The 23,335-nt window shown below is 68.8% G+C and carries 14 protein-coding genes; 6 read left to right on the top strand and 8 right to left on the bottom strand.

Annotation, left to right across the window (positions count from 1 at the left end; all coding sequences use genetic code 11):
• Positions 1–14 precede the first annotated feature (14 nt).
• Positions 15–749, bottom strand: a complete 735-nt coding sequence (locus tag ACFZBP_RS03370; RefSeq protein ID WP_391409572.1) for an SDR family oxidoreductase — start codon at positions 747–749, stop codon at positions 15–17.
• An 8-nt stretch (positions 750–757) separates the two neighbouring features.
• Positions 758–2,113: an AMP-binding protein gene (locus ACFZBP_RS03375; RefSeq protein ID WP_391409573.1), complete on the bottom strand. Its 1,356-nt coding sequence runs from the start codon at positions 2,111–2,113 to the stop codon at positions 758–760.
• Between the two features lie 270 nt (positions 2,114–2,383).
• Here ACFZBP_RS03375 and ACFZBP_RS03380 point away from each other — a divergent pair, with 270 nt between their 5' ends.
• Entirely contained in the window at positions 2,384–3,115 is a 732-nt protein-coding gene (locus ACFZBP_RS03380; protein ID WP_391409574.1) for a class I SAM-dependent methyltransferase, read from the top strand.
• 40 nt (positions 3,116–3,155) lie between these two features.
• On the opposite strand, the gene ACFZBP_RS03385 is transcribed toward ACFZBP_RS03380, so the two are convergent.
• From ACFZBP_RS03385 to ACFZBP_RS03395, 3 genes are all read right to left on the bottom strand, one after another.
• Positions 3,156–3,872 carry an LmbU family transcriptional regulator gene (locus tag ACFZBP_RS03385; RefSeq protein ID WP_391409575.1) on the bottom strand — a complete coding sequence of 239 codons (717 nt, stop codon included), beginning with the start codon at positions 3,870–3,872 and terminating at the stop codon, positions 3,156–3,158.
• Positions 3,873–4,197: 325 nt separating this feature from the next.
• Complete coding sequence (locus ACFZBP_RS03390; protein ID WP_391409576.1) at positions 4,198–8,547, bottom strand: amino acid adenylation domain-containing protein; 4,350 nt, start codon at positions 8,545–8,547, stop codon at positions 4,198–4,200.
• On the bottom strand, positions 8,547–11,036 hold the full coding sequence (locus ACFZBP_RS03395) for a beta-ketoacyl synthase N-terminal-like domain-containing protein (RefSeq protein ID WP_391409577.1): 2,490 nt from the start codon (positions 11,034–11,036) through the stop codon (positions 8,547–8,549). The genes ACFZBP_RS03390 and ACFZBP_RS03395 overlap by 1 nt, the downstream gene beginning before the upstream one ends.
• Positions 11,037–11,305: 269 nt before the next feature.
• Between ACFZBP_RS03395 and ACFZBP_RS03400 the strand changes: the two genes are divergently transcribed.
• Together ACFZBP_RS03400 and ACFZBP_RS03405 are read left to right on the top strand one after the other, a co-directional pair.
• Positions 11,306–11,956, top strand: coding sequence for a class I SAM-dependent methyltransferase (locus tag ACFZBP_RS03400; protein ID WP_383446717.1), 651 nt, complete (start codon positions 11,306–11,308; stop codon positions 11,954–11,956).
• Between the two features lie 42 nt (positions 11,957–11,998).
• On the top strand, positions 11,999–12,268 hold the full coding sequence (locus ACFZBP_RS03405; protein WP_391409578.1) for a phosphopantetheine-binding protein: 270 nt from the start codon (positions 11,999–12,001) through the stop codon (positions 12,266–12,268).
• An 83-nt stretch (positions 12,269–12,351) separates the two neighbouring features.
• On the opposite strand, the gene ACFZBP_RS03410 is transcribed toward ACFZBP_RS03405, so the two are convergent.
• The 3 genes from ACFZBP_RS03410 to ACFZBP_RS03420 form a co-directional block, all read right to left on the bottom strand.
• Positions 12,352–14,241: a condensation domain-containing protein gene (locus tag ACFZBP_RS03410; RefSeq protein WP_391409579.1), complete on the bottom strand. Its 1,890-nt coding sequence runs from the start codon at positions 14,239–14,241 to the stop codon at positions 12,352–12,354.
• 192 nt (positions 14,242–14,433) lie between these two features.
• On the bottom strand, positions 14,434–16,050 hold the full coding sequence (locus ACFZBP_RS03415) for an AMP-binding protein (RefSeq protein WP_391409580.1): 1,617 nt from the start codon (positions 16,048–16,050) through the stop codon (positions 14,434–14,436).
• Positions 16,047–17,717, bottom strand: a complete 1,671-nt coding sequence (locus ACFZBP_RS03420) for an AMP-binding protein (protein ID WP_391409581.1) — start codon at positions 17,715–17,717, stop codon at positions 16,047–16,049. The genes ACFZBP_RS03415 and ACFZBP_RS03420 overlap by 4 nt, the downstream gene beginning before the upstream one ends.
• Positions 17,718–17,845: 128 nt before the next feature.
• On the opposite strand from ACFZBP_RS03420, the gene ACFZBP_RS03425 reads away from it, so the two are divergent.
• From ACFZBP_RS03425 to ACFZBP_RS03435, 3 genes are all read left to right on the top strand, one after another.
• The gene (locus tag ACFZBP_RS03425) at positions 17,846–18,685 is read left to right on the top strand and encodes a LuxR C-terminal-related transcriptional regulator (protein WP_391410338.1); all 840 of its coding nucleotides are present in this window, start codon (positions 17,846–17,848) and stop codon (positions 18,683–18,685) included.
• Between the two features lie 602 nt (positions 18,686–19,287).
• Positions 19,288–22,119 (top strand): AAA family ATPase, encoded by a 2,832-nt coding sequence (locus ACFZBP_RS03430; protein ID WP_391409582.1) that lies wholly within the window; start codon positions 19,288–19,290, stop codon positions 22,117–22,119.
• 257 nt (positions 22,120–22,376) lie between these two features.
• On the top strand, positions 22,377–23,165 hold the full coding sequence (locus ACFZBP_RS03435; protein ID WP_391409583.1) for a trypsin-like serine protease: 789 nt from the start codon (positions 22,377–22,379) through the stop codon (positions 23,163–23,165).
• The last annotated feature ends 170 nt before the right edge of the window (positions 23,166–23,335 follow it).

Consider the following 23,335-nt stretch of genomic DNA (forward strand, 5'->3'; position numbering starts at 1 on the left):
CCCGCAGCAGGGGTTCAGCAGGTGTAACCGCCGTCGACGGTGATGGTCTGGCCGGTGATGAAGCTCGCCCCGGGCGAGGTGAGAAACCTGATGACGCCGAGCACGTCCTCCACCGACCCGAGGCGGCCCAACGGCGTCCGGCGGACGATGCGGCGGCGTTGGCCCTCGCTGATGCCCGCGGTCATCTCGCTGTCGAAGTAGCCGGGGGCGACACTGACCACCCGGACCCCGGCAGGACCGACTTCACGGGCAAGACCTCGGGTGAGCCCGTCGAGAGCCGCTTTCGCCGCTCCGTACACGGCGACGCCGGTCTGTCCGCGCAGCGCGTTGATGGAGGACAGGTTGATCACCACGCCGGTCCGGCGGGCGAGCATGGGCTTGAGGCAGGCCCGGGTGAGCAGAACCGGCAGGGTCACGTTGGTCCGCAGCGCCGTGTCGATGGCCGTCGGGGCGGTCAGGGTCAGCAGACCCTCCAGCCCGATCGCCGCGTTGTTCACCAGCACGTCGATACGCCGGTGGCGACGCACGGCCGCACGGACGAACTCTTCGACCGCCTCGTCGTTCGTTCCGTCGACCGAGGACCAGAACAGCGCGTCCGACGCGGTGGATTCGCGCAGCGCGGTGAGCTCGGCGGACTCGGTCCGGCTGAAGGTCTCCACCCGGTAACCGCGCTCCAGGAAGTCCGTCACCAGAGCCAGTCCCAAACCTCGGCTGCCTCCGCTGACGAGCGCCACGGGACGCTGGTCCATGGCACGGTTCATACGGCGCTCCCCATGCGCTTGAATCGCTCGCCGTGCAACGGAGCGTCCGAGACGGTGATGACGGCCGGAACCTTGTGGGGCGGTAGGTGTTCGCCACAGAACTGGCGCAGCCGACTGTTCAGCGCCCTCTTCTCCTCCGGCTCGACCAGCTGGACCGTGGCCGTGACGATCTGCCCGGTGACGGCGTTCGACCGTCCGGTCACTATGACGTCGGAGACATTGCCGGCCCGGAGCAGCACATTCTCGACCTCGGCCGGAGACACCTTCTCTCCCCCTACGTTGATCAGCGTCGAAAGCCGCCCGAGTACGCGGAGCGTCCCGTCCTCGGCCACCTCGACCGCGTCCCCGGTGTTGAGCCACCCTTCGTCGTCGAACGGACTGGGCGCGTTGAGATACCCGAGCATGGCGCTCGGCGACTTGATCCAGAGCACCCCGTCCCGCACCTTCGTCCGGAATCCCCGCCCGCCGACGTCCATCTGCAACGAGTCCGACGAGAGCGAACGCGTGGGCAGGATGCCGGTCTCGGTGAGACCGTAGGTCTGCTTGAACTGCACATGCGGGAACTCTCTGGCCGCGTGCGCGAGGGTGATCTCGCGCATGGGCTCCGTGCCGTAGGTGATCAGTTCGAGCGAGGACAGGTCGTAGTTCCGGTAAGCGCCGGAGAGCAGCAGCATGTTGAGGAAGGTCGGCGTGGTCGGGAGAACCTGGACGCCATGACGGTGAATGGCCTCGCACGCGTGCTGTGGGGTGCGTCGCGGCTCGGTGACCACCGTGCCGCCGCCGACGAGCGAGCGGAACAACGTGTTGACTCCGCCGATGTGGTCGAGCGCCATGAACTGCAGCGTTCGCCGAGGGCGCGACGACGCGCGGAAGCCGTCGAGCAGCCGCGGAAGCGAGAGCAGGACCGCCTTGCTCTCGCCCGTCGAGCCTGAGGAGAACAGCAGCAGCCCGGCGTCTCCGCTTCTGGCGAGCTCGGCCAGAAGGCGTGGCGTCGGCGCGTCCGGTGCCCCTACGGTCCGAACAGTCCACTCGTCAGGACCGCTGAACTCGATGACACGGGTCGCATGCGCGGCCGCGATCCGGTGCTCCCGCTGTTCCCTCGGCGGATCGGCGGGGGCGAGGGGAACCACGACGGCGCCTCGGACGGCGAGTGCCACGAAGAGCGCGACCGTGTTCGGTGAGGCGTTCCCGACGACCGCCACACTCTCGCCTGCCGCTACTCCGAGCCGGCTCAGCTCGGCCAGCCAGCCGGTGGTCCGCTCCGCGAGTTCGGCGTACGTGACCCTGCCGCCGTGCCCGACCATGGCCTCGGCGTCGGATCGACCCTGAAGTTGCGACAACAGCCAATCCATCGCGCCTCCCCCATTGTCATGTAAAGGCCCCGAAAGACCTTGATGCACGCCGCGGTCAAGGCATGAAATCTCTCACTGCGGACCAGGGCAAATCCAACCGCACACCTGCAGTCTTTTCGACGAAGATGCTCCCTCTTGACACCAGCGCGCAGGGAGCGGCATGCCGAGCTTGTCCCGCCGGCGAGACAGGCGATGAAGCGTGGCCATGTCATCGGTTCCAGGTCCATACTCGCCTTACCTTTGACGCCGACCCATTCCCAGGAGAGCGTAGTGACCGACAAGGGCAAGCGGCGGAACTTCCTCGATTACCTGGAAGCCCAGGAAGCATTCGACGCGAAGGTCGCCGAGATCGACCGGATCGACAAATTCGACACGTCTTTCGGAGTCGAAACAAGTACCCCCTTCGAAAGCTGGGACGCCGGCGGGGCCGACAATTTCGACCTGCTGAACAACTACCGGTACTCCCCGTCACCTGCCGGAACCCTGAGGGCGGTGATATCGCAGGTTCCCGTCAACTACGAGGACGTGGCCTTCATCGATTTCGGCTCCGGTAAGGGCCGTGTGCTTCTCGTGGCTTCCGAGTTTCCCTTCAAGAGAATCATCGGGGTCGAACTCTCCGGGCACCTCTGCGATATTGCCACACGGAATGTGACGCAATACGACTCCACCGCAAAGAAGTGCGACGACATCGACATACGCCACCAGAGTGCCGAATCATTTGAAATCCCGGACGATGCGGGCGTTTTCTACTTCTATGAGCCCTTTAGTTCTACTGTGACAGAAAAGGTGCTGGAGAATATCGAGCGCTCCCTCAGGCGCGTCCCGCGACCGGCCGTCATCTGCCTGGTGGGGCGGGCTCTCGTTCCCGTCATCGAAGGGCGAGCGCCTTGGGTGCCCTTCGGCCCCGTGGTGCAGTCACCGGATGACCACTACTTCGATGCGCGTCTTTTCGCGGTCCACGTCGGTGGCACGGATACGGCTGGATCTGACTCCGTATCTTGAACCCGTTTGTCATGCGGCTCGGGCCGGGTAGCGAGCCCCTTCAGGAACAGTCGATGGCTCGCCGTACGATCTTCGCCACCCAGGCCTCGACCGACTCACTGTCCCTCCTGGCGGCCCTCCCCATGCCTGCCAGCTCATCGGCCGAGAACTGCAGTATCAGCGAGCGGGCTTCAGCCGTGGAGGTGGTGGCATCACGCAGGAGCAGCGTCGACGTGGACCCGTCTGCCGTGCGGGTGAGGCTACTTGACTCCTCGTCACACCCGGCGCCTGACTGCGTGAGTTCGCTCTGCCGCATGAGCAGACTGCCGCGAATCTCCCGACGCAGCTTGTTTCTGCTCCAGCGCAGTTCCTCCGCCTTCCGCAGCCAGTAGTCCTGCTCCGGTTCCTCCAGTGCCACGACTTCGAGGTGGTGGCTGAAGCTCAGACCTTGACGCCTGCGGGCCAGCGGAAACGCGCGCGCGACCCAGCTGTAGTTGCGCAGAGTCTGGTAACTGAGCGACGTTCGCTTGATGGCTTCCTCGTAGCGGTCATGGAATAAGGCCTCTCCATAGACCAGCCAATCGGCGATCCACCAGGTGGAGGAGTCGGCAAAAGAGAACAGTTCGGTACCGAGCTCTTCCCAGGTACTGAAGCTCTGCTTGGCCGTGAACAGCAAGCCAGACTTGTACAGCTGAACACCTGAGCCTCGCGGCTGCCGCGCGGCTCTTGCTGCCATATGCCGCGCGGTCTGGCCTGCCGGGCTGACAGCTTTGCGCATCGTTACCCCCTGGGCTCTCTCCATGCTCCGCCACTCGAACTCCTGGGCGCCACCGAGCAGGCCGCCGTGAGCCGTCGACCACCAGCCCTCAAACGGCGTCGTTCCCCTTGCCTCGCAAGCGCTTGAATACTGAATCGGAGCCAGATTCACATCGAGATTCAGGCTTGTCAAGGGGACATTACGGGCTCAACTACCCAGTATTGCCACCCAAATTGAGCGATACGAACCTCGACTCTCGATCAGTGTCGAAGCGCTTCAACAAGGGCAGGATGCCAACAGGTTCTCGCCGAGCTCACCGGCGCCGACGGGCCGATGCGGGCGACTCTCACTGCCGGCGGCGCTGCCGACGACGCGCGGCTGTGGCGTTGTGCGCACGAGGGGTCGCGGGCCGCCCGGCGGAGTCGTGGCGTTCCATATCCGGGTCGAGCGTCTGGGCGAGAGCTTGGGCGAGTGACGAGATCGTCGGATACGTGAAGAAGGAGGTCAGCGGGATGTCGATGCCATGCCGATTCCGTAGCTCCTGGCGTATCCGCACCACGAGCAGGGATGTGGTGCCGGCGTCGAAGATGTTCTCCGCGACGCTGACGCGAGAAACGTTCAGTACTTCGCACCAGATCTCGTGCAGAAGACTTTGCACAGGTCCACTGGGAAGGACGTGATCCGTACTGGAAACCTGCTGTCGAGCGAGGGCCTTCAAGGCGTTCCGGTCGGTCTTCCCGTTCGGGGTCAGAGGAAATTCCGGCAAGGTCAGCACCCGGTTCGGCACCATGTATTCAGGCAGACTCTGCCGCAGGAAGGCTCGCACACTGTGTTTCAGCACCTGCAACCGAGCTCCCTGCCCAGGGTCGTTGCTCGTGGGCCCGTCGATCGTCGGCCGCTCGTGCATGAAGTGTCCGCTCCACCGGCTGCGGTGAGTGAAGCTCGTCCGAATGCGTCCCTCCTGCGGGAGGCGAGAGGACCAGGCATGCCAAGTGTCCCAGCCGTGGCGAGCCGCCACTTCGTCCAGTTCCTCCGGCAGACACATGAAGTGGGGCATCTCACCACCCGACGCGAGCTGGGCGAAGCGTGCGACGCGGGCATTCGGAATGCCGTCGACGACGACCGCGGCGGAACTCGACGCGCCGAGCAGTCCGTCCAGGCCCTCGAGGTCGGAGACCTCCTCCCAGCCGAGGTGCTCACAGGGCTGCGGCTGATCCGGTACCTCCCCGCCGATCTGCAGCAGGACGTCGTAGCGGAAGCGCGTCATCTCGTTGTCGTGTCCGGGGGCCTTCAGCGATACCTGAATCCCGGTCACCGCGGGAAGCGCGTCCTGAAGCTCTGCGAAGTACCCGGGGTCGATGAGGAGTTCATCGTCCTCCAGTGCGTGCCGTGCGGCGAGGGCGCGCGATTCCTCGGCTCCCAGCCGGTCGTCCATCGCCAGCACACTGCTGTGGAACGCCTCTGCGAGTTTCAGACTCCGCAGGTCACCGACGTAGATATGTCCGCCAGGAACTACGATCTTGCTCGCCTCGGTCAGGACTTCCGTGAGATAGTCCCGGCCAGGGAAATACTGGGCAACGGAATTTATCACCACGCAATCGAAGAGTTCGCCGTCGGCGACCTCCCCGATCTCCAGGGCAGCTGCCGTTGCCAGCCGCACCCGGCCGGTGAGCCCTCGCCGGGCGACCGCGCTCCTCACATGGCCAATCGCTTCTGCGGAGAAGTCGATACCCAGATAGCGGTCGGCCGCAGGCGCCAAGCGCAGCAGCAGCAAGCCGGTGCCGCAGCCGATCTCCGCGAAGGTGCGAGCGCCCGTTCCGGCGATTCTGTCGACGGTCTGCGTCACCCAGGCCCGCATCTCGGCTTCTGGCAGTGGCTGTTTGGAATAGCTGCTCTGCCAGCCCTTCAGATTGAAGTCGTCCTCTTCGGCAGGTTCGCCTTCGGCATAGGCGTTCTCCCAGATGGCGCGCCAGTCTTCCGTGGTGTCATCGGCTTGATCCGTGCCCTTCCCCGGCGTCACGAAGGTGACCAGTTGCTCCTCTCCTGCGGATGTCGTCACGGCCAGCGTGGCGGCGTCCCGGACGTCAGGGCAGGCTCGGGCCACGGCATCGACTTCCCCGGGTTCCACTCGGTGCCCACGGATCTTCACCTGGTCGTCGAGACGCCCGAGATACTCGAGACTCCCGTCGGACCGCCATCTGACGAGGTCTCCGGTGCGGTAGACGGGCAGCCCTTCGACATCGACGAAACGCTGTGCGGTCAGATCGGGGCGGCCGAGGTAGCCCAGCGCCAGCCCAGCACCGCCGATGCACAGCTCTCCAGGTATCCCCATGGGGGTCTGGAGGCCGTCGGCCTTGACGACGAACAGGCGAGTGTTGGAGATGGGCCGCCCGATTCCGGTAGCGCTGTCGAGCGGCCGCAGGACGGCACGCGTCGACCATATGGTGGTCTCCGTCGGACCATAAAGGTTGTGCACTTCAGGCCCCATCGCGGTCAGCGCCCGGGCGAGCGAGTGCGGCAAGTGCTCGCCACCACTCCATATCTGCCGTAGCGCAGGGGGCGCGACGCGGTGGGACGAGGCGTAGAGCTTCCAGGTCGCCGGGGTGGCCTGCACGACCGTGACTTTCTCGGCGGAGAGAAGTTCGTGCAGCCGCTCCGGGTCGCCGCCGACACCTGGTGGCCCGATCACCAGTGTTCCTCCGGCCAGCAGCGGCAGCCAGAGTTCCAGCCCTGCGATGTCGAAGGACAAGGACGTCAGCGCAAGCATCCGGTCGCGCGTACCGAACCCGGTCTCGGACAGGAAGTCGTCCAGCAGGTTCCCGAGGCTCTTGTGGTTGACCATCACTCCCTTGGGGCGGCCGGTCGAGCCGGAGGTGTACATCACGTAGGCCACGTGGTCGCCACATGTCACGGGGGCCGGCTTCCCGGCTGGCAGCGGTGATGCGGGGTCGTCCAACACCAGCACCTCGGTATCTGCGGGCACAGGGATGCGGTCCGCGAGGTCGCGAGTGCTCAACAGGACCTTGATGCCCGCGTCCTGCGTCATGTGCTCCAGCCGGGCTCTGGGGTACGCGGGGTCAAGTGGTACGTAGGAGCCCCCCGCAGTCCAGACGCCGAGCAGACCCGCCGGCAGGTCGCGGCCGCGCGGAAGAGCTACGCCGACCAGGTCGCCCGGCCGCAGCCCACGGGCCGTCAGCGCCGCGCCGATCGCCTCTGCTCGCTCGATGAACCGCGCGTATGTGTAACTGCCGTCGGATGCCTGCACCGCGACGGCGTCCGGTCGACCGTGCGCGGTCTCGGACAGCCTGGCAGGGAGCGCGCGGGGATCGACCGGGCGCGTGGGGCCCGTGCCCAGTGTGGAGAGCAGGGCCCGCTCCTCCGGGTCTGCCAGGTCGATACTCCCGACTCCGGCATCCGGTCTGACGGCGACGACCTCCCACAGCCGCCGCAGATGCCTGATGAACCGCTCCGCCGTGTCCTGGTCGAAGAGGTCGGTCGAGTACTGAAGCCGGCAGTCCAGGCCGCCGCCGACCGGGGTGATCTTGAGTACCAGGTCGAACTGTGATGTTCCCGCCTGATGGCCAATCAGTTCCAGTTCGGCCTCGGGAAGTTCCGTAGGCGACACGGAGGCTTCTTCGAATGCGGCCAGCACCTGCACCAGTGGGTGGTAGGACAGGCTGCGCTCGGGCGCCATGCCGTCGATGACTTCCTCGAACGGGACGTTCTCCGAGGCGACTCTCCGGTGCACGTCACGAATGCGCTCGAGGTACGCGGTGAAGGACGGGTCTCCAGTCGTATCCGCCGGGATCACGAGGGTGTTCTCGAAGGGGCCGACCAGCCGTTCGGTCTCGACCGACGAGCGGTTGGCTGCCGGGGTCGCCACCAGTAGCCGTGACTGCCTCGCCCAGAGACTCAGAACGGCCGAGAACGAGGCCAGAACCATCGTCTGGAGGGTTGCTCCGTGCTCCAGGGTCACCTTCTCGAGCTTGCGCATCAGAGATGGCGAGGTACGCCAGGACGTAGACGCCACGGCAAACGTCTGCACGGCCGGCCGGGGGCGGTCGGCCGGAAGATCGACCACGGCGGGGAACTCCGAAAGCTCGCGTACCTGTGCTGCCCGTCGTTCGATGGCATGCGGCGTATTCACCCACTCACGCTGCCGTGTCGCGAAGTCGACGAAGCCGGTCGGCGGCAGATCAGGCAGGTCCGGCACGCCCTCTGCCCGATGCTTTCGGTAGAGCTCCATGACCTCACGCAGAAAGATGTCCAGCGACCGGACGTCGGCCACGACGTGGTGAAGCGCGAACACCAGAATGCTGGTGCCACCGCTGCCCTGCACCAGGTCTGCACGCACCAGAGGCGCGTCGCCCAGATCGAATGGCTGGCGGGCGAGTTCCGCTGCTGTGGCGAAGACGGACTCTTCATCGACTGCGTCAAGCGTTCGCACAGCAACTCGGGCCTCGTCCAGCACATTCTGGACGAGGGCGTCACCCACGATCCCGAATCTGGTTCTCAGGACCTCATGCCGTTCGATGACGTCGTTGACCGCGCGCTCGAGAGTCGGTACGTCCAGCTCGCCGTGTACGACGAACTGCGCACACAGGTTGTTCCTGGGGGTCCCGGGCAGCAACTGTTCAGTGAACCAGATCCGCTGCTGCGACAGAGAGGCCGGGTTCGCACCTACCTGGAACGTCATCAGCTGCCCCGCTTTCCCGAAAGGTCCGCCGGGTCGATCCCGGGGCAGTGCTCCAGCAGTGCGGGGTGCAGGTACGGGATCCGCCCGAAGGTCCGTGGCGCGATGTCGGCCCGGAGTGCGTGATCGCGCTCGGCATAGGCCTGCCAGTTGATCCGCACGCCCTGTTCCCAGAGAGTTCCGACAGCCTGGAGCAGCGAGCACCAGCCGTCCGGGTCCTCTCCATCGGATGCCAGGGCCACGACAGCGTCTTCAGGCACTCCCCGACGCCGAGCGGCCTGAAGCAGGTTCGTCCCGGCGTTCAGCTGTAGGTACACAGCCGCCGGGTGCTCGGCCACCACAGAGCGCAGGACCTCGTCGAAGGGGCCGTGCTCATCCAGTTGCGCTCCCCAGTACCCGGGATCACGCGCCTCCTCGCTGGTCAGCCATGCCCCCGAAACGGATGAAAGCGTCGGCGTGGTAGGAGAGTTCAGCCGTACCTCGCGCATCCGACGGCTGAAGCGAACGACGGCTTCGGCGTGTTCCGAAGGGTCTGCCATGGCCTGGCTGCGCCAGCACACCGCCCGCGCTGCGTCCTCGAACGAGAGGACGCCGCTGAGCTGGGCGGCGGTCAGCTCACCGACGCCCTGCCCCATGAGCAGGTCCGGCCTGACTTCCAGGTCGCTGAGGAACGCGTGCTGTCCGAGGCCGAGCAGGTGCAGCACCGGCTGAAGCGCGTTCGTCGCGATCGGATGCCTGCCGTGCAGGAAGGCGTCGCGCACAGCCGCGAACATCTCAGGGGCCAGCACCTGCTTCATGATGTCGAGGCCGTCGTCCACGGTCGACCGGAAAGCCGGCTCCGCCCGGTAGAGAGCGAGCGCCACGTCCGGCGCTCTGACCGCTTCGCCGGGGAGTACGAAGACGAGTGTCGGCGGCACTTCGGGAACCATGTGGAACTGCTCCGGCGCCGGCCACTTCCCGCCGCCCGCCCCGGCGTCGACCGGGATCAGCGCAGCTGCGCGCGCGGGGAGCTCCGGGCGACCGGTGCGCAGCGTGTGGCCAATGTCCTGACGAAGGTCGGCCGAGGTTCCGTCCACTGCCTCACGCACGGCATCGACGGTTCCGGAAAGGCGTTCCGGGTCGTCCGCGGACAGCGGAAGCAGTTGCCAGTGCCGCCCCTTGCGAGAGGCGAGACGCAATTCCCGCTCGGCATCGCCGAGGATGACATGCGCGTTTGTTCCGCCCAACCCGAACGAACTGACCGCCGCATACCGGCCCTGGTCCGAACGTCGCCAGGCAATCGGCGTATCTGCCAGCCTGAACGGTGTGCCTGCCAGATCGGTTGGCGGGGCTCCTTCCACCAGGGGGGCGTTGGGAGGAATCTGCCCATGCCGCAGGGCCAGCAGACAGGCGATGATGCTTGCCGCGCCGGCCGCCGCGGTGAGATTTCCGATGTTCGCCTTGACGGACTGGAGCCGACACTCGTCGGCACCGGCTCCACTGCCTCCACTGTCTCCACTGGATCGAAATGCCTGCATCGCGGCCTCGATCTCCAGCGCGTCCCCGATGCTCGTGCCGGCACCGTGCCCCTCCAGCAGACCGATACGGGAGGCGCTCAACTCGGCGACATCCAGGGCCTCTTCGATCAGATCGGACTGGCTGGCAACCCCTGGCGCCGTAAAGCCCGCACGCTCCCGGCCGTCGTTGTTCACCGCGGTACCGGCGATGACGCCAAGGATCGGGTTGCCCGCGGCCAACGCCACATCCAACCGTCGCAGGAAGAGGACAGCGACGCCATTGCCCTCCACGGTGCCGTCGGCTGAGGCCATGTACGGCTCGCACCGGCCTCGTGGCGAGTAGATTCCGCCCGCGGTGGACGTATAGCCCGCGTCCGTCGCATCCACGGCGACGCCGCCCGCGAGCGCCGAATCGCATTCGCCCGCAAGGATTGCCTGACAGGCGAGATGCACTGCCACGCTCGAGGACGAACAGGCGGTCAGGACGGTCATCGACGGACCGGTGAGACCGTAGGTATAGGAAATTCTGCTGGACAGGTAGTCGGGATCGGTGCCTATGGCGAGCTCGGCGAGGTCCACATCCATGCCGGCCGAGGCCGAGAGGTACTCGATCTGTGTTCCGTAGGCACTCTTCCGCGATCCGACGAACACTCCGACGCGATCAGGCAATGAACCGATGAAACATCCTGAGCTCTCCACTGCCCGGTAGCAGGCTTCCAACATCGCGCGATGCTGCGGGTCGGTCAGCTCTGCCTCGGACCGACCGAACCCGAATGCTTGAGGATCGAACCCGAGGGAATCCTCCATGGAATAGGTGACAGGCACATACGCCGGATCCTCGTATGTGCGACTCTGCACCCGTCGCCGTATCAATTCCGCGGGTTCTATTTTACGCCGTCCGGAACGCCCTGTGATCAGGAGGCGCCAAAAGTCCGCCGCGCTCTGCACCTTGGCCGCGCGAATCGACATCCCGACCACGGCAACACGATCAGACATTGAACTGCCACCTCACACATCATACGGACAACCGTCCGTCCGGCTTGCGGGCGAGCCTGTCTCGCCAGCGAGACAAACGCAATAATTGTCCCGACGACGAGCGCGGGTCGCGATAGCCGCACCCGGAAGCCCTGGGCGGACATGGCGAGGGCAGGCGGCCAACAGTTGTCGGTGCCTCTGTACGACGGGGTGTTGACAGTGTCTGCCAGAGCACGTTCCATGGTGCCTCAATGAATTCTTTCGCTAATCGGCTGTGATTTGGAGACGACATGGAAGAACGTCACTCAGTCAGCCTGCCCGACACGATCCGCACTTTCACGAAGGAAATCTGGGATCACGTACTGGCCAGCGACATATCGATCTCCGAGCTGTCCTCGAGTGTGCCCCAACTGACCTATCTCATGGAGCTGGTCCAGCGGGCCGAGGTCCGCACCGTCCTCGAGATCGGATTCAATGTCGGCTTCTCCAGCCACGCCTTCCTGTCCGCCTCGGACGACGTTCAGGTGGTGTCCTTCGACCTGCCGGACAACAAGGCGGCGCAGATAGGAAAGGAATTCATCGACCAGCGGTTCCCCGGCCGCCATCAGCTGATCGTGGAGGACTCCCGCACCGCCTTGCCGAAATTCATCGCGGAGCACGGTGAGTCCCTGTTCGACCTTGCTTTCGTCGACGGCGGGCACGAGTACGAGGCCGTCAAGTCCGACATCGACTACTGCCGTGTGCTGTGCCGCCCCGGAAGCCTCGTCGTCGTGGACGACCTCACCCCCTGGGTGCCCTGGGGGACGGGCCCCACCCGCGCCTGGACCGAGGTGCTGGAGACCGGGGACATCAAGCAGGAGGAGATCTACCGGGACGGCATCCCGGCCGACCGCATCGAAGGCCCCGCCGACCGTGTCTGGGCTCTGGGCCGTGTCAGGTAGGCAGGAGGCTCAGGGGGCGGATTCGGCCGGCAGGGAGAGATCGTGACCGCAACCGACAGCGACATCCGCGGCACCGTCGAGGAGGCGTGGTACGCGGCACTCGGAGAGCAGGCCGCCGGCGGCGAGGGAAACTTCTTCGCGCTCGGAGGCACCTCGCTGTCCGCAGTCGCATTCATGACCCGCGTGGAATCGCGCCTGGAGATCGACTTCCCTCTGGAACTGCTGTTCCGCAGACGGGCCTTGCCCGAGATCATCGACGAATGCACGAGCAGGTACCGTGACCTCCATTCCCGTGGCGGCCTCTCTTCCTGACATGGAGACTGGGCGACTGCCACAGGGCCGGTGAGGCGACAGCAACACGGACAGTGACTCACGTGCCGCCCTCCGGCTTCCCTTCACTCCTCACGGCGGCGCAGCCGTCGGCCCATGCCGCGCAAGGACATCGGCAGGGTGAAGTCGTGCGGCCCGAGGCCGGTGTAGCCCTGTTCGGCGAGGTGGTCGATGATCGCGGGGACGGCGCCCAGCGCGCCGCCGTTCTCCGCGTAACCCTGGTTCTCGTCGGCCGTGGACATCCCGTTGACTTCGAGGACCGCGGCGACCAGGGCGAGGACCGACGACTCGGTCCCGTCGGCTCCCTCTTTCGCCCGGCCCTCGATCAGGAAGCGCTGAGGGGCCGCCGTCGCCGCCCCGGGCCGCACCTGGGAGAGCAGATGCTCCCGCAACTCGACGTCGGTGAACGGCTCTCCGGTCCCGGGTTCGGGGATCACCCGGCATTCGAGCCCCACCGTGCCATCGGCGCCGCGGGTCACGGTGGTGGAGGAAGCCCGCACCGCGGGGTGCGAGACGAGCGCCTCGTCGACCCGCTCGGGCAGCACCAGATCCACCCCCACCACCGGGACGGCGGGCGGCGCCGGCGCGTAGGGGTCGCCGCTCTGGGCGATCCGGCATGTCCCGTCCCAGTCGAGGTCTCCTCGCAGGTGGGCGGCGAGCAGCTGTTCCGGGCCTGTCAGCAGGGCCCGCATCTGCGGTGCGGTGAACACCGCACCGTTGAAGGTCGCGTTGGTCACCGCGACGCCATCGGCGATCCGGGTCATGAGATAGCTGTCCAGCCCTCGGTGTTCTGGCGTGGTTTCGTTACGGCCCATCAGCAGTTCGAGTTCACCTCCGGCGTCGGCCGCCGCCAGCAACTCCTCCTCGGAGCCATGCTGCAGAGACGCGAAACCTTCGTCGAAGGAGAAATTGACGATGGTGCCGTCGGCGATGGCAACTCCTCGTCGACGTTCCTCCGCCGAGATGAGCTGTCGAAGGGTCAGATAGCCGATCCGGTACCGGCTCTGGGCGCGCAGCGTCTGCATGGCCACCCGCTCGACGAGCGCGCCGAAACCGGGCCGGTCAGAGGTCGCCACCACCACGGGCAGGATGCAGTGAAAGCAGCCGATGGTCTCCGCCTCGGCATCCGTCCGGCCGACGAAGTGACTGCGCACGACACTGCTCGGGGCAGCGGAGAGCGCGGCGAGCAGCGCGTGCACGGTGGCGGCGTGGACGACGGCCGGGGTGGTCCGATGGCGCCGGGCGGCGAGTGCCAGGAGCGGTGCCAGGCGGCTCGTGCGGTACATCGCCCCGTAGCGGTGCATCAGGTCGTCCTGGGCCGGGACGAACATCCGGTTCGGGATCTCACGAACAGCCCTCGCCCAGTGGGCGGTCGAGGCGGCTCGTTGCTGCGCGAGCGGTCCGCTCTGCTCGGCGAAGGCAGAGTCGAGCGGCTGGTGCCGACGGCGGGCTGCTGCCGGCTCCGCGCCCAGTGCGACCTCGCGGACGGCGAGCGCGAACTCCGCCTGGAGCAGCGGGATACTGTGCCCGTCGAAGACACAGTGGGAGATGACAAAGAGGAGTTCGGTCACCCGCTCCCCCGCGCGCACCGCCCCGACTCTCAGCGGGCCCTCCTGCGACAGGTCGAACTCGGTCTCGCTGATGGCGAGTTCGAGGCTCCTGCGACTGTCGGCCGTTTCGTCCAGGACATGGAGCCCGTCCGGCGGAGGCGCGTCGGTCCGCTGCTCGGGCAGGCCGTCGGGGCCTCGGACGATGCGGGTACGGAAGGCCTCGTGGCGCTGGACCAGCAATTCGACGACTCGGCGGGCCTGGCCTAGATCAAGGGGACATTCGGGCGCCATCCAGACCAGGGCGTTCGACCCCGCGCGCAGGCGGGTGTCCTGCATCTTCCACCATTCGAACTCCTGCGCGCCACCGAGCGGGCCCTTGCGGACCGTCGACTTCCCACCGTCCAACGGTCCCGCTCCCCCTACCGCGCAAGCGCTTCGACAGCGAATCGGTGCAAGATTCACACCGAGGTTCAGACCTGTCAAGGCGGAACTCCACGCCGCCCTCCCCGTTATGACCAAAGCAAGTTGATCGACAGGGGCCTCGATCGTCGATCGCCGTCGAAGCGCTTAGAAGCCCGGGACAGTGTTGCTCGCCCTCTAGGCCGAGGCCGTTCCGTACTTCTCCCGCAGCTCCACCTTCCGTACCTTCCCGGACACCGTCATCGGGAAGGAGCCGAGGATCTGCAATCGGCTGGGGATCTTGTAGTGCGCCAACTGCCCGTCGCAGAAGGCCCGTAGCTCCTCCAGCGTCAGCGGATCCGCCGCGTCGCGCGGGATGACGCAGGCCAGCACCTCCTCGCCGTACCGCTCGTGCGGGACGCCGACGACCTGGACGTCCGCGATCTTCGGGTGGCCGTACAGGAACTCCTCGATCTCCCGCGGGTAGATGTTCTCGCCACCCCGGATGATCATGTCCTTGATGCGGCCGACGATCTCGACGTAGCCGTCCTCGCGCATCGTCGCGAGGTCACCGGTGTGCATCCAGCGCCCGGCGTCGACGGCCTCGGCGGTCTTCTCTGGCTCGTTCCAGTAGCCGAGCATGACGCTGTAGCCGCGGGTGCACAGCTCGCCCGCGGTGCCCCGGGGCTGCGTCACTCCCGTCGCCGGGTCGACGATCTTCACCTCGATGTGCGGCAGGACGCGGCCGACCGTGCCGGTGCGGTGTTCGAGGTCGTCGTCCATCCGGGTCTGCAGCGAGACCGGGGACGTCTCCGTCATGCCGTAGCAGATGGAGACCTCCGCCATGTGCATCTCGGCGACGACCCGCTTCATCACCTCCACCGGGCAGGGCGAGCCCGCCATGATGCCGGTGCGGAGGGTGGAGAGGTCGTACGACGCGAAGTCGGGGAGGTTCAGCTCCGCGATGAACATCGTCGGGACGCCGTACAGGGAGGTGCAGCGCTCCTGCTGGACCGCCTCCAGCGTGGCCTTCGGGTCGAAGGACGGGGCCGGGATCACCATGCAGGCGCCGTGGGACGTGGCGGCCAGATTGCCCATGACCATGCCGAAGCAGTGGTAGAAGGGCACGGGGATGCACACCCGGTCCTGCTCGCCGTAGGCGATCGACTCCCCCACGAAGTAGCCGTTGTTGAGGATGTTGTGGTGGGAGAGGGTGGCCCCCTTGGGGAAGCCCGTCGTGCCGGACGTGTACTGGATGTTGATGGGGTCGTCGCAGGACAGTTCCTCGAACGGCGCCGGCGTCGCCCGCGCGATCAGCGCGTCCCAGCTGGGGTCCCCGATGTACACGGTCTCCCGCAGTCGCGGGCACTTGCCGCGCACCTGCTCGACCATCGCCCGGTAGTCGCTCGTCTTGTGGCTCAGCGACGCGAAGAGGAAGGAGACGCCGGCCTGGTTGAGGACGTACTCGACCTCGTGGGTGCGGTAGGCCGGGTTGATGTTCACCATGATCGCGCCGATGCGGGCCGTGGCGTACTGCACCAGGACCCACTCGGGGCAGTTGATCGCCCATATGCCCACCCGGTCGCCCTTGGCGACCCCGCTCGCGAGCAGCGCGTACGCCAGCTCGTCCACGTCGGCGGCGAACCGGGCGTAGGTCCAGCGCCGCCCCGACGGCACGTCGACGAGTGCCTCCCGGTCCGGCCAGGCGGCGACGGCCCGGTCGAGGTTGGCTCCGATGGTGTCCCCGAGCAGCGGTGTGTCGCCGGTCCCGTGGGTGTAGGAGTTCACCGGATTCACCGGATTCAGCGGATTCATCGGAAGTCCTCCTCGCGGTACTCGGCGTCCGACCCGGCGGCGGTGGCCTCGCGCAGCTCGATGCGGCGGATCTTGCCGGAGACGGTCTTGGGCAGCGGCGCGAACTCCAGTCGGCGGATGCGCTTGTACGGCGCCAGGGCCTCGCGGGAGTGCTCGAAGAGGACCTTGGCCGTGTCGGGGCCCGGCTCCCAGCCCTCCGCCAGGACGACGTACGCCTTCGGCACGGCGAGCCGCAGCTCGTCCGGCGCGGGCACGACGGCCGCCTCGGCCACCGCCTCGTGCTCCAGCAGGGCGCTCTCCAGCTCGAACGGGCTGATCTTGTAGTCGGAGGCCTTGAAGACGTCGTCCGCGCGGCCGACGTAGGTGATGTAGCCGTCGGCGTCGCGTGAGCCGATGTCCCCGGTGCGGTAGTAGCCGCCGGCCATCGCCTCCGCCGTACGGTCGGCGTCGCCGTGGTAGCCGGACATCACGCCGACGGGGCGGGCGGACAGGTCGAGGGCGATCTCGCCCTCCTCGGCTCCCGGGGCGCCGGAGACCGGGTCGAGGAGTTCGACGCGGAAGCCCGGGCTGGGGCGGCCCATCGAGCCGGTCTTCAGGGGCTGGCCGGGGCTGTTGGAGACCTGGACGGCGGTCTCGGTCTGCCCGAAGCCGTCCCGGATGGTCACACCCCAGGCGCGCCGGACCTGTTCGATGACCTCGGGGTTCAGGGGCTCGCCCGCCGCCACGACCTCGCGGGGCCGGGTGCGCAGGGCGCTCAGGTCGGCCTGGATGAGCATGCGCCAGACGGTCGGCGGGGCGCAGAAGGTGGTGACGCCGGCGCGGTCCATCTCGGCCATCAGCCGGGCCGCGTCGAAGCGGGTGTAGTTGTGGATGAAGACGGTCGCCTCGGCGTTCCACGGGGCGAAGAGGTTGGACCAGGCGTGCTTGGCCCAGCCGGGCGAGGAGATGTTCAGGTGCACGTCGCCGGGCTTGAGGCCGATCCAGTACATGGTGGCCAGGTGCCCGATCGGGTACGAGGTGTGGGTGTGCTCGACCAGCTTGGGGCGGGCGGTGGTGCCGGAGGTGAAGTAGAGCATCAGGGGGTCGTCGGGGGCGGTCGGCCCGTCGGGGGTGAACTCGGCGGAGGCGGCGTACGCGTCCTCGTACGGCTGCCAGCCCTCGCGTGCCCCGCCGACGCTGATCCGCGTGTACCGGCCGGGTACCTCGTCGAACTTCCCGGTGTCCTCGGCCCGGACCAGGACATGCCGGACGCGTCCGCGTTCCACCCGGTCGCGCAGGTCGGCCGGGCCGAGCAGCGGGGTGGCCGGGATGACGACGGCGCGCAGCTTCATCGCGGCGAGGGCGGTCTCCCACAACTCGGCCTGGTTGCCGAGCATGACGAGGACCCGGTCCTCGGCGCGCACGCCCCGTGCCCGCAGCCAGTTGGCGACGCGGTCGGAGCGTTCGGCCATCTCGGCGAAGGACAGCCGGACCTCGCTGCCGTCCTCCTCGACGATGTGCAGCGCAGGGCGGTCGTTCCCGGCCGCGATGACGTCGAACCAGTCGAGCGCCCAGTTGAACCGCTCGGGTCGCGGCCAGTCGAAGCCCTCGTAGGCGGTCGCGTAGTCCTCGCGGTGGTCGAGCAGGAAGTTCCGCGCGTCGCGGAACTGCTCCGTCCCCGTAGTCATCTGTCCTCCTGGATACCGGACCTTGCCGGGCGGCCCTCTGTCATCGTGTAATCCGTGACATGGGTCTCACTACCCCCGAACGGGGGTGTGCGCTCGGGAAACAGCGGTGAAAGGGCGAGCACGTGGCAGTGGACACGGCCGCATCGGTGGAGATAAGGGGCGCGCTGGTACGCCTGCGCCGCTCGACGGGACTGCCGGTCGCCTTCGGCGGCATGGTGGAGCCGGGGCGCCCGCGGATGCGCATCAGCGAACTGAACGGCACGGCGACCGGGTCCCTGAGCAGACTCGCGGTGACCGCCGGAAACGGCCTGGGCGGCAAGGCCGTCGCCCTCGCCCGCCCCTGCGCGGTCACGGACTACTCCGTCTCCCGGCAGATCACCCACGAGTACGACGCCGCGGTCGCCGCGGAGGGCCTGCGTTCGGTGCTGGCGATCCCGGTCGTCGTACGGCGCCGGGTGCGCGGTGTCCTGTACGGGGCCCTGCGCACGGCCCAGCCGCTGGGCGATCGCACGCTGACGGCGGCCGTGGCGGCGGCGCGGGACGTGGAGCAGGCGCTGGTGGTGCGGGACGAGGCGCGGGGGCTGCTGGAGGAGGTCCGGCCGGCGCCGTACGACGATCGGGGCGCCGCCTGGGAGCAGGTGCGCGAGGCCCACGCGGCCCTGCGAGCCCTGGCTCCCCGCATCAGCGACCCCGCCCTGCGCACGGAACTCCTCGACGCGTGCGGCCTCCTGGCCCAGGGGACCACCCCCACACCGCCCGACCACCACGACCCCGCCCGACTGGCCCCCCGTGAAGTCGACGTCCTCGCCTGCGTGGCCACCGGTGCCACGAACGCCGTCGCCGCCGAACACCTGGGCCTGCGCGCAGAAACAGTCAAGAGTTACCTGCGCTCGGCCATGCGCAAACTCGGAGCCCACACCCGAGGCGAGGCGGTGGCGGCGGCACGACGGGGCGGGTTGCTGCCGTAGGGGCGAGGTCGGGCGGCGTGGTCGTGGAGGCGGGTGGGGGCTTGGGTGCCAGGGGGTGTTTTGAAAGTCCCGTGCGGTGCCTGCGGTGTCCGGTGCGGCGAGGGTGCGTGCCGGGCGCCGCGGGTGCTGTGCGGGACTTTCAGGACAGCCCCTACGGCAGGGGTGCTGCTCCGGCGGTGGCGGGGCGCGGCGGGCAAGGTCGCTGTCGTACCCGCGACAGGCGGAGCGGGCGGCGCGGCCGCGGCGGACAGGGGCGACGGCTCGAAAGCAGCGGTCGGAGGCGACGCCCCAGCCAGGGCGGACGGAGCCGGCGGCACGACCTCGGCGGGCAGGGGAGCCTCGGCCACGGCGGACCGGAGCGGCAGCGTGGACCCGGCGTCTGCACCGCCTCCGCGGCGTGGGCCGCGGGCGGTCGGCGGCGCGTGCTGCGGCGCGTGCTGCGGCGCGTCCCGACGCGGGGCGATTCATTCATCCGCGCCGTGAATTTCCCCCTGCCGATCGCGAACCCTCCACAGCTGTTATTTGCCTCACCATGTCGCCAGTCCGAATTTCAAAGATCCGTTGCCTAATATTGGCCCGGACACGACACACGGAGGGGAGCGGTGACCGTGCGACGGGACTTCAAGGAGCCTGCCAGATGCCGCCCCGACCTGGTCATCGGCAGGGAGGAGCTGTTCACGGCGGCGCGTGAGCAGCTCGGGCGGGGTGGCAGCGTGCTGCTTCACGGTCCCGCCGGAATTGGGAAGTCGACCGTCCTGCGGGCATTGGCCGGGGAATACGGCGGGGCGGCGCGCACCGTGTTGCGCTGCTCGCCCACGGAGTCCGAATCCCACCTTCCCTTCCTGGCCCTGGCCGACCTCCTCGGCCTGGTCCTGGACGAGGTGTCCGAGCGGCTCCCCGCCGCGCAGCGCACCGCCCTGGAGTCGGCGCTCACCGGCCGCGGCGAGTCCACCCTCCAGCGCGACGGCCTCGCCCTGCGTCTGGCCGTGCTGTCCGCGCTGCGCGCCCTCGCCGACACCGGCCCCGTCCTCGTCGTCGCCGACGACATCCAGTGGCTGGATCCGGCCAGCGCCGAACTCCTCGGTTTCGCCGCCCGCCGGCTCGGCGACACCCCGGTGCGGATGCTCTTCGCGGTGCGGACCGACGGCCAGGAGTACGACCGCCATCTACGCGCGTCCCCGCCGGACACCCTCGCCGTTCGGCTGGGCCCCCTCTCGCGCGCCCAGTTGTCCGCCCTGCTCGACCACCGCGGCTACACCGGCCTGCCCCGCTCGACGGTCCGGGACATCCACCGCACCAGCGGGGGCAACGCCCTGTTCGCCCTGGAACTGGGCCGCGCCCTCGCCGAGAACCCCACCCCGCCCCGCCCCGGCGAGCCCCTGCCGGTGCCCACCTCGCTGCGCGCCCTGGTGCTGAGCCGCCTGGAGATGCTGTCCGAGGAGGCCCGCCGCACCCTCCTCGTGGCGAGCGCCGGGGCCCGTCCGACCGTGGCCCTGCTGCACGCGGCCGGCCGTGACAACGCCGAGGCGGAGACCGCGCAGGCCGCCGCCCTCGGGCTGCTGGCGACCGAGCCGGAGGGGCCCGCCGTACGGTTCGCGCACCCGATGGTCTCGGCCGCCCTGTACGCGGAGGCGCCCGCGCAGGAGCGCCGGGCCGCGCACGCCGCGCTGTCCACGGCTGCCTCCGACCCCATCGAACGCGCCCGGCACCTGGCCCTCGCCACCCACGGCACCGACCCGGACGTCGCCGCCCGCCTCGCCGAGGCCGCCGCCCTGGCCCGGGACCGCGGCGCACCGTCGGTGGCCGCGCAGCTGGGGCTGCTCGCCGCCCGGCACACGCCCGCGGACAGCGTGCCGAGCCCGGAGGTGGTGCGGCTGACCGCGGCCGAGGACGCGATCACCGCGGGTGAGCTGGACCTCGCCCGGGACATCGCCCGCGAGGTGCTGAGCCGCACCACCGTGCCCGAGGACCGGGTGCGAGCCTGGATCATCGTGATCGACACGGCGGGACACGCCATGACGGAGGTCGACGCGATCTTCCCGCAGGCCCTGGCCGACGCCGGCGACGACCCGAGGCTGCTCGCCCTGGTCCACTACCAGCTCACCTGGCGTGCCCTGCTCGTGGAGGGCGACTTCGACGAGGCCCGCGGCGAGGCGGCGTACGCGGCGGAGCTGGCCGCGCGGGCCGGCGACCGGTACACCGAGCTGATGGCCCTCGCCTTCCAGGCGCAGATCGAGACGCTGATGGGCCACGCGGACGCCCCCGCGACCATCCGGCGGGCCCTGGAGGAGCCGCAGGACCCGAGGGTGGCGTGCCATCACAACGGCGCCGGCTACTCCCGGTTCCGCTGGCTGATCATGAGCGACCAGCTGGCCGAGGCACGCGCGACGGTCACCGCCCTGCTGCGCGAGGTGCGCAGGCGCGGGTCGGTCGAGAGCGAGGTGCACTTCCTGCGCGGCGTGGCCGAGACCGAACTGCACTCCGGGCACTGCGGGCGCGCCCTGGACCTGGCCCGCGAGAGCCTGCGCCTCGCCCGTGACACGGGGATCGGCGAGGTCGCGTCCGCCGTGCTGGCCTCGCTCGCGGAGGCGGCGGGTGGCGAGGTGGACCGGGCGCTGGCACTGGCACGGGAAGCGGTGGAGCACGCCGAGGAGGACGGCGACCAGATGTACGTCTCCCGTGCCCTGGCCGCCCTGGGGCACGCCCAGTTGGTGGCCGGGGACGCGGAGGCGGCCGTCGTCTCGCTGCGCCGGGTGCGCGAGGTGGAGCAGAGCCTCGGCATCACCGACCCGGCGCGCGGGCGCTGGCACGGCGACCTCGCCGAGGCGCTGGTGCGCAGCGGCGAGTTCGCGGAGGCGCGGGACGTCATCGACGTCACGCGCGAGGTGGCGCTGCGGCTGGACCGCGAGAGCGTTCTGGCCGTCCTGGACCGGGCCGAGGCGCTGCTGCGCGCGGCGCGCGGCGAACGGGGCGCCGCGGTGACCCAGTTGACGTCGGCGCAGGACCGGCTCGGCAAGCTGGGCTACAGCCTGGAGGAGGCCCGGGCCGCGTTCGCCCTGGCCCAGCTGCGCACCGGCACTCCCGGTCCGACGTCGTACGACGAGGCGGCCCGGCTGTTCCGCCGCTGCCGGGCGCTGCCGTGGCTGCGGCAGGTCGAGGCGGCCACCGCCGCTCGTCCCGCGGAGTCGGCCGACGCCCCCACGGTGGCGCCGCCGAGCGGTCCCGACGGACTGGCCGCCCTGGACGGGCTCGCCTCGATGGAACGTCAGGTCGCCGCGCTGGTCATGGAGGGTGCGACGAACCGGGAGATCGCCGCGCGCCTGTTCATCAGCGTCAAAACGGTCGAAGCGACACTGACCCGTGTTTATCGCAAGCTCGGGATCCGATCGCGGGTCGACATCGTCAGACTGGCGGCGGGTCGCCGCACGACGTGAGTTCGGGGTGCCGTACGGCACCCCGCGGCATGTGAGTTCACCCGTCCTCGTCGGTCCGCGGAGGTTTGACCGAACCCGACCGAGGGTTTTCCCTGCCCAACTCCCTTAGGGGGTTCCCTCATTGGGAAGGGGAACTTCCGGGACCTACCTTGAGTGCGTGCCGCTCGCCGGGCACACGGGGGTCGGTCCCGCGACCCCCGTGCACACCCCCCACACCCGCGCGACCCCCCCACCGGCAATTCCCCCTGAGGAGTCTCATGTTCGGGCTCACCCGTGCCAGAAAGACCGCCGTCGTCGCGGCGACCGCTGCCGCCGCCGCGACCGCACTGCTCAGCGCCCCCACCGCCGAGGCCGCCTCCTCCCGCATCGTGGGCGGCACCACGACCACGACGACCGCGTACCCGTTCATGATGCAGATCACGGACGCCTCGCAGAACCAGTTCTGCGGCGGCACGCTGGTCTCGGCCACCAAGGTCGTCACCGCGGCCCACTGCATGGCCGGCGAGTCCACCGGCAGCGTCCGCGTCGTCGGCGGCCGCACCTACCTCAACGGCACGAACGGCACCGTCGCCCGAGTCAGCGACATCTGGGTCCACCCGGACTACACGGACGTCACCGAGGGCAACGACGTGGCCGTGCTGACCCTGTCCACGTCGATGCCGTACACGCCGGCGTCGTACGTCGACTCCTCGGACACCGGCGTGTACGCGGCCGGCACCACCGCCCGCATCATCGGCTGGGGCACCACCTCCTCGGGCGGCAGCTCCTCCAACCAGCTGCGCACGGCGACCGTGCCGACGGTCTCCAACTCCAGCTGTGCGAGCTCCTACGGGTCGGACTTCCTCTCGTCCGACATGGTCTGCGCCGGATACACCTCCGGCGGCGTCGACACCTGCCAGGGCGACAGCGGCGGTCCCCTGATCATCGGGGGCGTCCTGGCAGGGATCACTTCCTGGGGCGAGGGTTGCGCCCAGGCCGGTTATCCGGGCATCTACACCCGGCTGACCACGTTCTCGGACGAGGTGACCGAGCAGGTCGAGTCCTGACCGGGAACGTCGTCCAGAAGGTCTCCCGAGCACACCTCGGGTGAAGACCAGGGGGGGGGGGGGGGGGGGGGGGGGGCCGGCCCCCCCCCCCCCCCCCACCCCCCCCCCCCCCCGCCCGGGGATAGGGGTCCGGAAGGGGGCCGCGGGGGGGCGGTGGCGGGTCGCTACGG

It is taken from the genome of Streptomyces sp. NPDC008086, assembly GCF_042957325.1.
Classification (GTDB): Bacteria; Actinomycetota; Actinomycetes; order Streptomycetales; family Streptomycetaceae; genus Streptomyces.

Coding starts and splice junctions, on each gene's coding strand:
- ACFZBP_RS03400 (WP_383446717.1), top strand. CDS start 11,306: ATGGAAGAACGTCACTCAGTCAGCCTGCCCGACACGATCCGCACTTTC.
- ACFZBP_RS03375 (WP_391409573.1), bottom strand. CDS start 2,113: ATGGATTGGCTGTTGTCGCAACTTCAGGGTCGATCCGACGCCGAGGCC.
- ACFZBP_RS03390 (WP_391409576.1), bottom strand. CDS start 8,547: ATGACGTTCCAGGTAGGTGCGAACCCGGCCTCTCTGTCGCAGCAGCGG.
- ACFZBP_RS03435 (WP_391409583.1), top strand. CDS start 22,377: ATGTTCGGGCTCACCCGTGCCAGAAAGACCGCCGTCGTCGCGGCGACC.
- ACFZBP_RS03370 (WP_391409572.1), bottom strand. CDS start 749: ATGGACCAGCGTCCCGTGGCGCTCGTCAGCGGAGGCAGCCGAGGTTTG.
- ACFZBP_RS03420 (WP_391409581.1), bottom strand. CDS start 17,717: ATGACTACGGGGACGGAGCAGTTCCGCGACGCGCGGAACTTCCTGCTC.
- ACFZBP_RS03395 (WP_391409577.1), bottom strand. CDS start 11,036: ATGTCTGATCGTGTTGCCGTGGTCGGGATGTCGATTCGCGCGGCCAAG.
- ACFZBP_RS03385 (WP_391409575.1), bottom strand. CDS start 3,872: ATGCGCAAAGCTGTCAGCCCGGCAGGCCAGACCGCGCGGCATATGGCA.
- ACFZBP_RS03415 (WP_391409580.1), bottom strand. CDS start 16,050: ATGAATCCGCTGAATCCGGTGAATCCGGTGAACTCCTACACCCACGGG.